This is a genomic window from Granulicella sibirica (genome assembly GCF_004115155.1).
In the GTDB taxonomy this organism is placed as follows: Bacteria; Acidobacteriota; Terriglobia; order Terriglobales; family Acidobacteriaceae; genus Edaphobacter; species Edaphobacter sibiricus.
In genome coordinates this window covers 536,157-548,754 of record NZ_RDSM01000003.1, presented here as the reverse complement: position 1 = coordinate 548,754, position 12,598 = coordinate 536,157, and the positions used below count along the sequence as shown (strand labels likewise).

Sequence of the window (12,598 nt, the reverse complement as noted above, 5' to 3'; positions counted from 1 at the left end):
GTCTGGTTCATCGGAAGGTCGTCCTGAAGGGCTGGCTGGATGCATGGTAGCAGCCAGCCAGCCGAACCACGGCTAGTTACTTCTTCGCATGCTTGGCAATGATCATGTCCTTGATGCCGTCGTAGGTCTTCTGCGGGAGAATTCCCTTACTCGTGAGCTGCGTTTTGGCGGCGTAGGGGCGTCCATCGATGATGCGCTTGGTGTACGCGTCGCCGATTCCGGGCAGCGCCTTGAGTTGATCGGGAGTCGCCGTGTTGATGTCGAGCTTACTGGCATCAGCGACAACGGCAGCCGCGGGCTTCGCCTGCATCGGGGCGGCGAGAGCAAAGGCGGGAGCGAACGAAAGTAGAAGCGCGGCGGAGAGGAGACGGCGGCGGACGGTCGAGAGAGGATTGAACATAGGACGTTTACTCCTGATGGCTGTTTACGATTTCGGTACGATTTTCGTTCGGCGCGTGAGAGGTCTTTTGATTTTCACGCAACGCAGGAACGTCCGGCAGCGTGCGCGAATAGATTAGCCCATGGCGATCCTTTTCGGGCAGACCCGACGAAGCTACATTGACAAGGCCGGGCGACACGATTAGCGTTATGACAGATGATCGTTCGGTCGCACCATCACGGGCATTCCCATCACCACGCATTCAGCGTGTTGGCGGCTCTGTCCGGTCGAGCGATGTAAGACGACGCTCAAATAGGATTCGAAAAGGCCCGCTGACGCGAACACCGCGAGCGGGCCTTTTTACGCGCGCGGCAACTTAGAGAGACGCAACAAAACAGTTTCGGGAGAATGGCATGACGGCTGTAGAGACCAAAGGGGCAGACATCCAGATCGACTTCGCCAAAATGGATGGCCTGGTCCCGGGCATGGTGCAGGACGCAAAGACGGGCGAGATTCTCATGCTCGGTTTTCTGAACGAGGTCAGTTACAAGAAGACCTTAGAGACCGGCTACGTCACCTTCTGGAGCCGCACACGCGGCAAGCTCTGGATGAAGGGCGAGACAAGTGGCAACCGGTTGAGAGTGATCGAGGCCGCGACCGATTGCGACAACGACGCGCTCCTTTTCAAGGTTGAAGTCGAAGGCGATGGACTCGTATGCCACGAAGGAACCGTAAGCTGCTTCACCAAGCCGCTGATGCCGGCCGCAACCGTACCAGGAGAGAGCAAGTGAGCGACAAGAAAGTACTGAAGCTGGGCATCCCCAAGGGCAGCCTGCAGGACGCAACCATTGCCCTTTTCGAACGCGCCGGATGGCGCATCTACGCCAGCGGCCGCAGCTACTTCCCCACCATCGACGACACCGAGATCGAGTGCATGCTCGTCCGCGCGCAGGAGATGGCCCGCTACGTCGAACAGGGCCACCTCGACGCCGGACTCACCGGCCACGACTGGGTCCTCGAGAACCAGACTGACGTCGAATACGTCACCAGCCTCACCTACTCGAAGGCAAGCCGCCAGAAGGTCAAGTGGGTGCTCGCCGTTCCGGAAGACTCCCCCTTCCACAAACCCGAAGACCTCGCCGGCATGACCATCGCCACCGAACTCGTCGAGTTCACCAAGCGCTACTTCGCCGGCAAGAACATTCCCGTCAAGGTCGAGTTCAGCTGGGGAGCCACCGAGGTCAAGCCTCCCATGCTCGCCGACGCCATCGTAGAGGTCACCGAGACCGGCTCTTCCCTCCGCGCCAATCGCCTCCGCATCATCGAGACGCTTATGGAGTCCGAGACGCAGTTCATCGCGAACAAGGATTCCTACGCTGATGCGTGGAAGAAAGAGAAGATCGACAGCCTCGCCTTGATGCTGAACGGAGCCATCGCGGCACAGGGCCAGGTCGGCCTCATGCTCAACGTGGGCAAAGCGAATCTCGATGCCGTCCTGGGCGTTCTTCCCGCGCTGAACTCGCCTACCGTCTCCCAATTGAGCGATCCCGAGTGGGTTGCGTTGAACACCATCCTTGAGGAAAGCCTTGTGCGCGATGTCATCCCGAAGCTCAAGGCTGCGGGTGCCACGGGGATCGTCGAATATCCACTGAGTAAGGTCGTCCTGTAACTGCCTGACGGCCTCCGGTCATATGGGGCTGGAGGCCAGGAGTCACGATGAAGCTGGTTAAGACATTTGGAGAATCCGCGAAGAAAGCCGAAGCCCTCATCAAGGGGCTCGAGCAGCGCGGCGCAGTCAACACCGCCAAGGTCGAGTCCGTCGTGCGCACCATCCTCGCCGATGTGCGCCAGGGCGGAGATGCCGCAGTCGCCGAGTACGCCGTCCGCTTCGACGAGTTAGGCAAGGATATTTCCCTGCTCGTCTCGCGTGAAGAGATGCAGGCCGCATGGGACGACACTCCCGAAGACCTTCGCGAAGCCATGCAAGTTGCGCGGGCCAATATCCGCGCCTTCGCCGAAGCGCAGAAGCCGAAGGAGTGGACGATCTCTCCGCCTGAGCCCGCCAAGGGTGGCGTAAAGACAGGCCAGATCGTCCGCGCCATCGGAGCCGTAGGCTGTTATGTTCCGGGTGGACGCTATCCGCTACCATCTACTTTACTCATGACGGTAACCCCGGCGCAGGTGGCCGGCGTCCAACGCATCGTGGTCTGCTCCCCCAAGCCAGCGCGTGAGACCATGGCCGCCGCATGGCTCGCCGGAGTCACCGAGTTCTACCGCACCGGCGGAGCCCAGGCAATCGCCCTGATGGCCTACGGTACCGAGACCATCGAGCGCGTCGACAAGATCGTCGGCCCCGGCAATCTCTACGTCACCGCCGCCAAGGAGATCGTCTCGCAGGAGTGCGGCATCGACATGCCGGCCGGCCCAACCGAGATCGTCGTCACCAGCGAGCTTGGCGATCCTGCGGGCATCGCCGCCGACCTCGTCGCGCAGGCTGAGCACGATCCTGAAGCACTCGCCATCCTCATCACAAGCAACGAGCAGCTCGCTCACGCCGTCTCCGCCGAGGTGAACCGGCAGGCGAAGGACAATGAGATCGCGAAAGAGTCCATTGCCGCGCAGGGAGTTATTTTTGTAACCGAATCAGTTACAGTATCGCAAACCCTCACCAATCGTCTCGCGCCGGAGCATCTTTCTGTCGATTCCGCCGAGGACCTCGCATGGGTTCGTAACGCCGGATCGGTCTTCGTCGGCGCTTTTTCGCCGCAGTCCATGGGCGACTACGTCTCCGGCCCGAACCACGTTCTTCCCACAGGCCGCAATGGCCGCGTGCGCGGTGGCCTGAGCGTTTCGGACTTCCTTAAGGTCATCACCGTGCAGGAGTACACCCGCAAAGGACTCGATGCACTCGGCCCACGCGCCATCCTGCTCGCGGAGGCCGAGGGCCTCACCGGCCACGCCGAAAGTGTTCGCGTCAAGATGGGAAGGAAGTCATGATCACCGCAACCAAAACCGTCAAACCACGCGCCGCCGTTCTCGCAATGCCTGAGTACCACCCGCCGCTCGCCGAACGTACAGCGCTGCGTCTCGACTTCAACGAGAACACCTTTGCCCCCTCGCCCCGCGTGCTCGAAGCTCTTCGCGCCACAACCGCCGAGGAGTTGACGAAGTATCCCGAGCGCGAAGGCGTCGAGCACATCGTCGCGCGGCACTTCAGCCTTCAGCCCAGCGAAGTCATCCTTACCAATGGCGTCGACGAGGCCATTCACCTCCTCTGCGCGGCGTTCCTCGAAGCTGAGGACGAAGCCATCATCGCAACCCCGTCCTTCTTCATGTACGACGTCAGCGTGCAGATGATGACGCCACATCTCATCCGTGTCCAGGCCGACGAAACGCTTGCCTTTCCCTTCGATCGCTTCCTGGCCGCCATCACCGATCGCACCAAGCTCATCATCGTGGCCTCACCCAACAACCCAACGGGTTCGACCATCAGCCGCGAGCAGGTGTTGGCCCTCTGCGAGGCCGCGCCTCAAGCCGTCGTCATGGTCGACGAGGCCTACTACCACTTCCACGGCGAGACCGCGATGGGCGACGTGCCGGCGATCCCGAACCTCGTCATCGCCCGCACCTTCTCGAAGGCTTACGGCATGGCGAACCTCCGCATCGGTATGCTCGCCGCGGACGCGCAACTCATCGCCTACGTCAAGAAGGTCGCCTCGCCCTACAACATCAACGGCATCGCGCTCGCCTGCCTTCCCGTGGCTCTCGAAGACCAGGCTTATCTCACGTGGTACACCGACCAGGTGCGCACCGGCCGCGAACGCATGATGGCCGGCCTCACCGAACTCGGCGTCACCTATTGGCCAAGCGCCGCGAACTTCGTCCTTATGAACATCGGCCCCAAACACAAGGCCTTGTGCGAAGCCATGCGCGCACGCGGTATCCTTCTCCGCGACCGTTCCTCCGACCCCGGATGCGACGGCTTCGTACGCATCACTATCGGTATTGAAGATCATGTAACACGTGGACTCGCAGCTATGAAAGAATCGCTCGCCGAGATTCATTGGACAGCGCCCGCGGGCAGGAAGCCGGCAGGGCCGGAAGAAGGAGTCAGGGAGTATGAGTGAAGCCCCAGAGATACGTCGAGGAAGCATCAACCGCGCAACCACCGAGACGCAGATCGCGCTGACCCTCACGATCGACGGCCAGGGTTCTTACACCGTCTCGACCGGCATCCGATTCTTCGACCACATGCTCGAGCTCTTCACCCGCCACGGCGGCTTCGACCTCGAACTCAAGTGCACGGGCGACCTCGACGTCGACCAGCACCACACCGTCGAAGACGTCGGTATCGCCCTCGGCGAAGCCTTCCTCGAAGCCCTCGGCGACAAGAAAGGCATCATGCGCGCCGGCTACTTCGTCATGGCCATGGACGAGACCCTCGCCGTCGCCGCCGTCGACCTCAGCGGGCGCGTCGCCTACGTCGTCGACGACCAGGTCAACGTCCCTATCGTCGGCGACTTCCAGACCGAGTTAGTCTCCGACTTCTTCGATGGCTTCGCTCGAGGAGCGAAAGCAAACGTCCACGTAAAAACGATGTACGGCCGTTCCAATCACCACAAGATCGAGGCAATCTTCAAAGCCTTCGCCCGCGCCATGCGCGGAGCCTGCAGCCGCGACGAACGTATGCGCGAGATGCTTCCAAGCACCAAAGGATTGCTCTAGACCGATGACCCCACGCGATGAGATCGAAGCCATGATCGCCGCTCGCGGCAAATGCATGGCGCGCTGCGATGTCGAGGGCATGATGCGCTTCTACGTCGAAGACTGCGAGCTCATCACCGGAGAGATGCCCAAGCGTACAGGCATCGCGTCTGTGGGCGAGTTCTTCCGTTCCATGTTTGACGAGGGCACGGTCCAGGCGTCCTTTGTCATAGAAGACCTTCGCATCGAGAACACTCTCGCCGTCTTCTACGCGCGAGAACTCCTCACCGTAAGCCTTCGCTCCGAGTCGTCGGTCGACCAGTACGCCATGCGCCACATGGCCGTCCTCTGCCGCGAGCCCGACGGGTGGAAGTTCGTCCGCAGCATGCTCACGCTCGAGGGTCCCGGCCTCGCGGAGACGGAGATATGATCGCCGTCATCGACTACAAGGCGGGCAACCTCACCAGCGTAGTGAAGACCCTCACCTATCTAGGCGCCGAGACCGAGATCACGCAGGACCCCGAAGTCGTTCGCCGCGCCTCGAAGATCGTCCTCCCCGGCGTAGGCCACTTCCGGGCCACGTCCCTACTGAACGAGCTCCACATCACCAAAGCCGTGCGCGAGAGCATCGCCCGAGGAGCCTGGTTTCTCGGCGTCTGCGTAGGCCTGCAATGGCTCTACCAGGGATCGACCGAAGCGCCCGAAACGCCCGGCCTCGGACACTTCGCCGGCGAGTGCGAGCGCTTCCCCGCCCTCTTCGAAGGCGAGCCCCTCAAGGCCCCGCACGTCGGCTGGAACTCCCTCGAAGACCTCAAGCCTGATTCAAAGCTCATGCGCGGCATCCAGCCCGGCGAGTTCGTCTACTACACCCACTCCTGGCGCGCCCCTCTCAGCCCCGACACCGCGGCGTCCACCCCCTACGGCGGGTCCTTCACCGGGGCCGTCGAGCGCGACAACGTCATGGGCGTGCAGTTTCACCCGGAAAAGTCAGCCTCGGTCGGCCTGCGGGTTTTGCAGAACTTCATCGACCTCTGACATCTAACCTAGTGGAGGATTTGCAATGGGCGACACAAGCTATGAAGTAACCGGAACAGTCGAGATGGTCAAACCGATGGAGGCCGCGAACTGGACCGGCATGGACCTCATCCCCTTCGAGACCATCGCGGAGCGCTTCCTCGATCTCGAACACGAAGGCCACACCGCCACCCTGACCGTCTCCTTCGGCAAGCCGTTCGTCGTCGAGGGCAAGGGATGGGCCTGCCCCTACCGCATCAGCGCTCTCGGCCGCGATCACATCACCCCGGCGGGCGGAGCGGACAGCGTCCACGCCATCCAGATGGCCATGCATATGGTTCACAACGAGTTGACCGGCATGGCCCGCCACCACAAGATGACCTTCCTCGGCACCAACGACTTTGGCTTCGGACGCGTCGGCGGAAGCGACGCTGCAGTGGCCAAGTGCCCGGTCGTCGGCATGAGCGTCAGCTCCTGAAAATTCTGGCCGTCGATCGTCTGGTGATCCCATGCAAGCCTTCGTAGTACAACATCCCGGAGGACCGTTCACCCTCGTGGAAACGCCACGCCCCGTCGCCGGTCCCGGCGAGGTACTGGTGCGAATCCACGCAAGCGGCGTCAATCCTCTCGACGCCAAGATCCGCGCGGGCCAGGCAGTGCACGCACGGCAGCCTCTGCCAGCGGTGCTCGGCGTGGAGATGGCGGGCGTCGTCGAGGAAGTCGGGCCTGCGGTCACCGCCTTTCGTCCGGGTGACGAGGTCTACGGCATGGTCGGCGGAGTTGGCGGCCTGCAAGGCACACTGGCCGACTTCGTCGCCGCCCGGGCCAAGCTGCTCGCGCTCAAGCCCGTCGCCCTCTCGATGCGCGAGGCGGCCTCATTGCCCCTTGCGGCCATCACCGCATGGGAGGGCCTGGTCGACCGTGCATGCGTCCACGGCGGTCAAAAGGTTCTCGTCCACGGTGGCGCGGGAGGCGTAGGGCACATCGTGGTGCAACTCGCAAAGGCTCACGGAGCCGAGGTCTTCGCTACTGTCTCGCCGGAGAAGACGCATATAGTCGAGCAGTTCGGAGCCACTCCCATTGACTACCGCAGCGTCCCGGTGGAGGAGTACGTCAAGAAGCACACCGGCGGGGCAGGCTTCGACATCATCTACGACACCGTCGGCGGCCCCAACATCGACGCCTCCTTCGCCGCCGTCCGCCGCTACAGCGGCCACGTCGTAAGCTGCCTCGGCTGGAGCAACCACTCGCTCGCGCCGCTCTCCTTCCGCGGTGCCACCTACTCCGGCGTCTTCACGCTCGAGCCCATGCTCTCCGGCGCGGATGGCTCGCACCAGGGCGAGATCCTCCGCGAGATAGCAACCCTCGTCGACGCGGGCAAGCTCAAGCCACTCCTCCACGCCCGGCGCTTCACCTCGCACGACATCGAGGCGGCGCACGCCGCAGTCGCAGCCGGCTCGCTCGGCAAGGTCGTCGTCGACTTCGAGGCGCTCCCAGGAATCCCATGCTGACCAAACGCGATTATTGTTTGAGGATGGTCTCCGTCGCGTGGGACAAAGATACATAGCTAAAGGGGTTCAGCACGATGCGGTACGACTATCGGTCCGGCTTCGATCACTTCAAACGGGCACAGCAGACTTACGTGCGGAGCAGTGGCAGACGGCGGTTCTTCTTTCACATGCAGATATGGGGTCTGTTTACGTTGGGTCTCCTGACCCTTGTTGTCCTGGGAGTGCTTAAGTCCTCAGGACATGACGTTGTGTTTGCTACGCTGATGCCGCTTGCAGTTGGAGCTATGGCAGGAGGAGCGGTGTGCCCTCTGATGAGACCTTGGACGGTTCGGCGAACGTACCGTCTGTACGGGGGTGATTCGAAGGTCCCACGGCACATTTATGTCGCGGTGGAAGGAGATGTGCTGATCTCGGGCATCGAGGGTAAGTCTGAGGGGCGATTCCAACGCGGATCGATCTGTGAGACCGCGGAAGACGATTCGATGCTTCTGCTGTTTGTTGGGAAAAAGCGGTTCTTGTACCTTCCAAAAGCCGAGATGCCGGAGACGGCACTGGGTGACATTCACGGGTGGCTTCGGCTACCGGGAGCTCCGGACAAATGCTGACCAAACGCATCATCGCCTGCCTCGACGTCCGCGACGGGCGCGTCGTCAAAGGCATTCAGTTCGTCGACATCATCGACGCCGGCGACCCAGCCGAGCTAGCCCATCGCCACGCCGCCGGCGGCGCCGACGAGATCGTCCTGCTCGACATCACCGCCACCCACGAAGGACGCGGCACCCTCCTCGACACCGTCAAGCGCACCGCCGCCGCCCTCTTCGTTCCCTTCACAGTTGGAGGCGGCATCCGCAGCGCCGAAGACGCCGCAGCCGTCTTCAACGCCGGAGCCGACAAGGTCAGCATCAACTCCTCCGCCATCGCCCGCCCCGAGCTCATCGGCGAGATCGGCGGAAGCTTTGGGGCCCAGGCCGTCATCGTCGCCATCGACGCACGCCGCACCGAGGGCGCAGCCGACCCCGTCGGCGAAGCCGAGGTCTTTGTCTCCGGGGGACGCAAGCCAACCGGCCTCCGCGTCATCGACTGGGCCCGCGAAGCCGAGCAGCGCGGAGCCGGCGAGATCCTCCTCACCTCCATGAACACCGATGGCATGCGTAACGGATTCGATTGCGAATTGACCGCGCGCGTCAGCGAAGCCGTCCAGATCCCCGTCATCGCCAGCGGAGGAGCCGGTTCCGCCGCGCACTTCGCCGATGTCTTCGGTCGCGGACGCGCCGACGCCGCCCTGGCCGCAAGCATCTTCCACTTCGGCGTCACCGACTCGCGCGGCCTGAAAGCGAGCCTTCGCGATGCAGGAGTCACCGTACGCCTGCCCTGTTGATAGCATGACTTAGCACGGAAACACACTGGTAGACTGGGGTATTCCCCACGTGTGGCGGGAGTTCGCTCCGTGGGTGCAGATTGCATTCAGGAACCTCATGCCTATCGTCGAACAGAAGTCTAGCGTTGAACAGAAGCCAATCGTCGAACTCAAGAACGTCCGCAAGGTGTACGACCAGAAGGTAGCGGTCGAAGGTCTCTCCTTCCGCATCGAACCCGGTACCATCTTCGGCCTCCTCGGCCCCAACGGCTCGGGCAAGACCTCCTCCATCCGCATGATGATCGGCATCACGGTCCCCGACTCCGGCACCGTCTCGCTCTTCGGCCAGCCCTTCACCCGCGACTGCCTCAAGCGTGTCGGCTACCTCCCGGAGGAGCGCGGCCTCTACAAGAAGATGAACGTGCTCGACCAGCTTGTGTTCCTCGGCCAGTTACATGCTCTCGACGCCGCCACCGCACGCAAGCGCGCCCTCACCTGGTGCGAGCGCATGGAGATCACCGAAGCCATCCCCAAGAAGACCGAAGACCTCTCCAAGGGCATGCAGCAGAAGATCCAGTTCATCGCCGCGCTCCTCCACGAGCCCGACCTCATCATCATGGACGAGCCCTTCAGCGGCCTCGACCCGGTCAATGGCAAGCTCCTCCAGGACACGCTTCTCGATCTGCGCAAGACCGGCAAGGCCATCCTCTTCTCCACCCATCGCATGGACCAGGCCGAGAAGATGTGCGACGAGATCGCCCTCATCAGCCGGGGCCGTCTCGTACTCGAAGGAAGCATGCGCGAGGTCAAGCAAAAGTACCCGCGCAACCGCGTCGTGATGCAGTTCGAAGGCGATAACTCCTTTCTGCAGCATCCGTCGATCGAGAAGGCCGAGTTATACGGCGGTCACGTAGAAATCAAGCTCCGCAGCCTCGCTGGCTCCGATCCCGACGCTCAACCCCTGCTCGCTGAAGCTGTCGCACGCGGCACAAGCATCACCCGCTTCGAAGTCATGGAGCCCACCCTCGAAGAGATCTTTATCGAGGCTGTTGGAGGCAAAATCGATGCATAACGCATGGCTCATCGCGAAGCGCGAATATCTCGAGCGCGTCCGCACCAAAGCCTTCCTCATCGCCACCATCCTGATCCCGCTGCTCATGGGTGGCTTCGTCTTCGGCACCGCGATCTTCTCGAAGAAGACCAAGTCCACCTCGCACATCGTCATCGTCACCAAGGACACGCAACTCGCACTCGACCTGCAGGATCAGCTGCACAAGGGCAAGGGAAGCGACATGACCATCGACACCATGGCCCCCGGGGAGAGTGTGCGTGACTCCCTAGACCAGGAGCTCGACGACCACTCCATCGATGGCTACATGTGGATCACGCCCGCTTCGGACAACACCGGCCGTCCCACCTTCGACTACAAGCCGCGCTCGAAGGCCGACGTCGCCACAAGCTCCATCCTCAGCGACGCTCTCCGTACCGTGCTCATGCGCGAGCGCCTCACCCACCAGGGAATGGTCGCCTCCGACGTCGACTCCATGCTCGCGCCCGTCACGATCGACACTACGAACTCCAGCGGCAAACACAAGAACGCCAACACCTCTATTGCCGTCGCCTACGTGCTCTTCTTCCTCATGTACATGGTCGTCATGCTCTACGGCATGAATACGGCACGCTCCATCATCGAGGAAAAAACCTCGCGCGTCTTCGAGGTCCTGCTCGCCACCATCCGCCCCGAAGAGATGCTCGCCGGCAAGATTCTTGGCGTCGGCGCGGTCGGCATCACGCAGATCCTTATCTGGATGACCGCCGCCCTTATTCTCGCCGCGACGCCCTTCGCCGCCAGCCTCGCCAACGGAGACTTTGCCTTCTCGATTACCTGGTGGCAGGCGCTCTTCTTCGTCCTCTACTTCATCTTCGGCTTCCTGCTCTACTCCAGCATGGCCGCCGCTCTCGGCGCGATGACGAACTCCGAACAGGAGCTCCAGCAGCTCAACATGTTTCTCGTCATCCCGCTCGCCTTCTGCATGCTCATGCTTCCCGTCGTGATGAACAACTCGAACGGAACCTGGTCGCGCATCGTCTCGCTCATCCCGTTCTGCAGCCCGCTTCTGATGAACTTCCGCATCTCGCTTAACCCGCCGCCGGCATGGGAGGTCGCCCTCTCGTTCCTGCTCATGGGCATCACCATCTGGGCCGTACTCTGGACCGCAAGCCGCATCTACCGCGTCGGCATCCTCATGTACGGCAAGAAGCCAAACCTCCCCGAGATCCTCCGCTGGCTCAAGTACAGCTAAGCATCTAGTCCAGGTGGAAGACCTCTTCCAAGGGAGCCATCGCATCATCGGCGGTGGCTTCCGTGCTTTCGAAGAAGGGCATCATCTCGGCCTGCCAGCGAGCATTCACCGCATGCAGCTTCATCGCCGCGCGCGAGGCCTCGAAGTCGTCCGTCTCGACATACCCCACAAGTAATCCGTCGGGCCGCAGAAACAATGAGTAGTTCTTCCAGCCTGTCTCACGCAGCGCATCGAGCATCTCGGGCCATACTGCCGCATGAGCCTCTTTGTACTCGGCCAGACGCTCCTTGCGAACCTTCAACAGAAAACAAACACGCGGCATAGGCACTCTTTTCGTCGTTGATCTGCTCCCAACATACGACAGCTAATGTCAGGCCGGAAGAATCCCGTACTTCTCCCCAAGAAACTCCTGCAAGCGCACGGGCAGCACGGCACACACCTCCTGCCACGTCAGCATCTGCAGACGGCACCGAAGCTCTCCCGTCCGCACCCTGCTCATCACGGAGTACCACTGCTCCAGCAGGTCCGGACGCCTCGCATCGGCAAGCACGCAGAACGATCCTGATGGCACAGCCATCGCAGCCAGCGTCCCGCGAATCAACTGGTACCCAACCACGGACGTCTTCCCCGCAACAATCTCCGGTTCGAACGCCTCCAGCAGATCCCGATACCGCTCGACCAGCGCAGGCCTCGCCTGCTGAAAGTCCGACTCCGTGAGCTTCGCCTCAACCAGCAGACTGCCAAGCCTCAGATCGATCTCCGTTCGATCGAATCGCCCATTCGTCAACGGGATCCTCGGCTTGAATCCGAACTCTGACCTCACCCCAGCCCCGATCCCAAGCAGAACCCGTAACCCCAACCCGGCCGCTCCATCCAGTACGCCCGGAAAGCAGAAGACATTCATCAGCAGCGCGTCCGAACTCGTTGCCGCATCGAGTTCACGCCAGCGCCAGTCCGTCCGTGGCCAGGCCCGCCGGTGTGCCGTATGCGCCTTCTCCAATCGCGCTGACCACGCCACATCGGCAAGAATCGCCCGATACGCCTCATCGATAAAGTTGCCGTGACGCGGGCCGCTCGCTGTTCCCTCCGGCCCAAACACAACACACGGCGACCCACCCGTCGTCGTATCGTGCAGCAGACTCCGCTTCGCCGCGTACCGTAGCGCAAGAGCGTTCAGCTCAAGCCGAAGCAGCGTCGCGGAACCCTGCCCAGACTTGCGAGGGCCCGCCTGTCGAACAAGCTCCGGAGCCGTCCACCCAACCGATCCATCGTCGAGATGAAACCGATCCGAGCCCTCAAAATCATCCGGGATATCTGGCATCATCAGCGG

At 62.0% G+C, this 12,598-nt stretch carries 15 protein-coding genes; 12 read left to right on the top strand and 3 right to left on the bottom strand.

Annotation, left to right across the window (positions count from 1 at the left end; translation table 11 throughout):
- Nucleotides 1–76: 76 nt before the first annotated feature.
- The gene (locus GRAN_RS18825; RefSeq protein WP_128914587.1) at nucleotides 77–400 is read right to left on the bottom strand and encodes a ComEA family DNA-binding protein; all 324 of its coding nucleotides are present in this window, start codon (nucleotides 398–400) and stop codon (nucleotides 77–79) included.
- Between the two features lie 392 nt (nucleotides 401–792).
- On the opposite strand from GRAN_RS18825, the gene hisI reads away from it, so the two are divergent.
- The 12 genes from hisI to GRAN_RS18765 all read left to right on the top strand — a co-directional run bounded on the left by hisI (nucleotide 793) and on the right by GRAN_RS18765 (nucleotide 11,268).
- On the top strand, nucleotides 793–1,170 hold the full coding sequence (gene hisI / locus GRAN_RS18820) for a phosphoribosyl-AMP cyclohydrolase (protein WP_128914586.1): 378 nt from the start codon (nucleotides 793–795) through the stop codon (nucleotides 1,168–1,170).
- Nucleotides 1,167–2,048 (top strand): ATP phosphoribosyltransferase, encoded by an 882-nt coding sequence (gene hisG, locus GRAN_RS18815; protein ID WP_128914585.1) that lies wholly within the window; start codon nucleotides 1,167–1,169, stop codon nucleotides 2,046–2,048. The genes hisI and hisG overlap by 4 nt, the downstream gene beginning before the upstream one ends.
- A gap of 47 nt (nucleotides 2,049–2,095) precedes the next feature.
- A complete protein-coding gene (hisD, locus tag GRAN_RS18810; protein ID WP_128914584.1) occupies nucleotides 2,096–3,376 on the top strand; it encodes a histidinol dehydrogenase in 1,281 nt (426 codons plus the stop codon).
- The gene (hisC, locus tag GRAN_RS18805; RefSeq protein WP_128914583.1) at nucleotides 3,373–4,506 is read left to right on the top strand and encodes a histidinol-phosphate transaminase; all 1,134 of its coding nucleotides are present in this window, start codon (nucleotides 3,373–3,375) and stop codon (nucleotides 4,504–4,506) included. Before hisD ends, hisC begins: the two co-directional genes overlap by 4 nt.
- On the top strand, nucleotides 4,499–5,104 hold the full coding sequence (gene hisB / locus GRAN_RS18800; protein ID WP_128914582.1) for an imidazoleglycerol-phosphate dehydratase HisB: 606 nt from the start codon (nucleotides 4,499–4,501) through the stop codon (nucleotides 5,102–5,104). The genes hisC and hisB overlap by 8 nt, the downstream gene beginning before the upstream one ends.
- Before the next feature lie 4 nt (nucleotides 5,105–5,108).
- Complete coding sequence (locus tag GRAN_RS18795) at nucleotides 5,109–5,513, top strand: YybH family protein (RefSeq protein WP_128914581.1); 405 nt, start codon at nucleotides 5,109–5,111, stop codon at nucleotides 5,511–5,513.
- Nucleotides 5,510–6,118 (top strand): imidazole glycerol phosphate synthase subunit HisH, encoded by a 609-nt coding sequence (hisH, locus tag GRAN_RS18790; RefSeq protein ID WP_128914580.1) that lies wholly within the window; start codon nucleotides 5,510–5,512, stop codon nucleotides 6,116–6,118. Before GRAN_RS18795 ends, hisH begins: the two co-directional genes overlap by 4 nt.
- 25 nt (nucleotides 6,119–6,143) lie before the next feature.
- The gene (locus GRAN_RS18785; protein WP_128914579.1) at nucleotides 6,144–6,575 is read left to right on the top strand and encodes a DUF6968 family protein; all 432 of its coding nucleotides are present in this window, start codon (nucleotides 6,144–6,146) and stop codon (nucleotides 6,573–6,575) included.
- Between the two features lie 31 nt (nucleotides 6,576–6,606).
- Nucleotides 6,607–7,608, top strand: coding sequence for a zinc-dependent alcohol dehydrogenase family protein (locus tag GRAN_RS18780; RefSeq protein ID WP_128914578.1), 1,002 nt, complete (start codon nucleotides 6,607–6,609; stop codon nucleotides 7,606–7,608).
- Between the two features lie 598 nt (nucleotides 7,609–8,206).
- Nucleotides 8,207–8,986, top strand: a complete 780-nt coding sequence (hisF, locus tag GRAN_RS18775; protein ID WP_128914577.1) for an imidazole glycerol phosphate synthase subunit HisF — start codon at nucleotides 8,207–8,209, stop codon at nucleotides 8,984–8,986.
- A 97-nt stretch (nucleotides 8,987–9,083) separates the two neighbouring features.
- Nucleotides 9,084–10,037, top strand: a complete 954-nt coding sequence (locus GRAN_RS18770) for an ABC transporter ATP-binding protein (protein WP_128914576.1) — start codon at nucleotides 9,084–9,086, stop codon at nucleotides 10,035–10,037.
- Nucleotides 10,030–11,268: an ABC transporter permease gene (locus tag GRAN_RS18765; RefSeq protein ID WP_128914575.1), complete on the top strand. Its 1,239-nt coding sequence runs from the start codon at nucleotides 10,030–10,032 to the stop codon at nucleotides 11,266–11,268. Before GRAN_RS18770 ends, GRAN_RS18765 begins: the two co-directional genes overlap by 8 nt.
- A 4-nt stretch (nucleotides 11,269–11,272) precedes the next feature.
- Here GRAN_RS18765 and GRAN_RS18760 read toward each other — a convergent pair whose 3' ends face one another.
- Both GRAN_RS18760 and GRAN_RS18755 read right to left on the bottom strand, forming a co-directional pair.
- On the bottom strand, nucleotides 11,273–11,590 hold the full coding sequence (locus tag GRAN_RS18760) for an L-rhamnose mutarotase (protein WP_128914574.1): 318 nt from the start codon (nucleotides 11,588–11,590) through the stop codon (nucleotides 11,273–11,275).
- Between the two features lie 48 nt (nucleotides 11,591–11,638).
- On the bottom strand, nucleotides 11,639–12,592 hold the full coding sequence (locus GRAN_RS18755; protein ID WP_128914573.1) for a PGN_0703 family putative restriction endonuclease: 954 nt from the start codon (nucleotides 12,590–12,592) through the stop codon (nucleotides 11,639–11,641).
- Nucleotides 12,593–12,598: the final 6 nt, after the last annotated feature.

What these genes read in the sequence shown, in the direction of transcription:
- hisH (WP_128914580.1), top strand. Translation starts at nt 5,510, where the DNA reads ATGATCGCCGTCATCGACTACAAGGCGGGCAACCTCACCAGCGTAGTG.
- hisC (WP_128914583.1), top strand. Translation starts at nt 3,373, where the DNA reads ATGATCACCGCAACCAAAACCGTCAAACCACGCGCCGCCGTTCTCGCA.
- hisD (WP_128914584.1), top strand. Translation starts at nt 2,096, where the DNA reads ATGAAGCTGGTTAAGACATTTGGAGAATCCGCGAAGAAAGCCGAAGCC.
- GRAN_RS18795 (WP_128914581.1), top strand. Translation starts at nt 5,109, where the DNA reads ATGACCCCACGCGATGAGATCGAAGCCATGATCGCCGCTCGCGGCAAA.
- GRAN_RS18770 (WP_128914576.1), top strand. Translation starts at nt 9,084, where the DNA reads ATGCCTATCGTCGAACAGAAGTCTAGCGTTGAACAGAAGCCAATCGTC.
- GRAN_RS18780 (WP_128914578.1), top strand. Translation starts at nt 6,607, where the DNA reads ATGCAAGCCTTCGTAGTACAACATCCCGGAGGACCGTTCACCCTCGTG.
- hisI (WP_128914586.1), top strand. Translation starts at nt 793, where the DNA reads ATGACGGCTGTAGAGACCAAAGGGGCAGACATCCAGATCGACTTCGCC.
- GRAN_RS18755 (WP_128914573.1), bottom strand. Translation starts at nt 12,592, where the DNA reads ATGATGCCAGATATCCCGGATGATTTTGAGGGCTCGGATCGGTTTCAT.
- GRAN_RS18760 (WP_128914574.1), bottom strand. Translation starts at nt 11,590, where the DNA reads ATGCCGCGTGTTTGTTTTCTGTTGAAGGTTCGCAAGGAGCGTCTGGCC.
- GRAN_RS18785 (WP_128914579.1), top strand. Translation starts at nt 6,144, where the DNA reads ATGGGCGACACAAGCTATGAAGTAACCGGAACAGTCGAGATGGTCAAA.
- GRAN_RS18825 (WP_128914587.1), bottom strand. Translation starts at nt 400, where the DNA reads ATGTTCAATCCTCTCTCGACCGTCCGCCGCCGTCTCCTCTCCGCCGCG.
- hisF (WP_128914577.1), top strand. Translation starts at nt 8,207, where the DNA reads ATGCTGACCAAACGCATCATCGCCTGCCTCGACGTCCGCGACGGGCGC.
- hisB (WP_128914582.1), top strand. Translation starts at nt 4,499, where the DNA reads ATGAGTGAAGCCCCAGAGATACGTCGAGGAAGCATCAACCGCGCAACC.
- GRAN_RS18765 (WP_128914575.1), top strand. Translation starts at nt 10,030, where the DNA reads ATGCATAACGCATGGCTCATCGCGAAGCGCGAATATCTCGAGCGCGTC.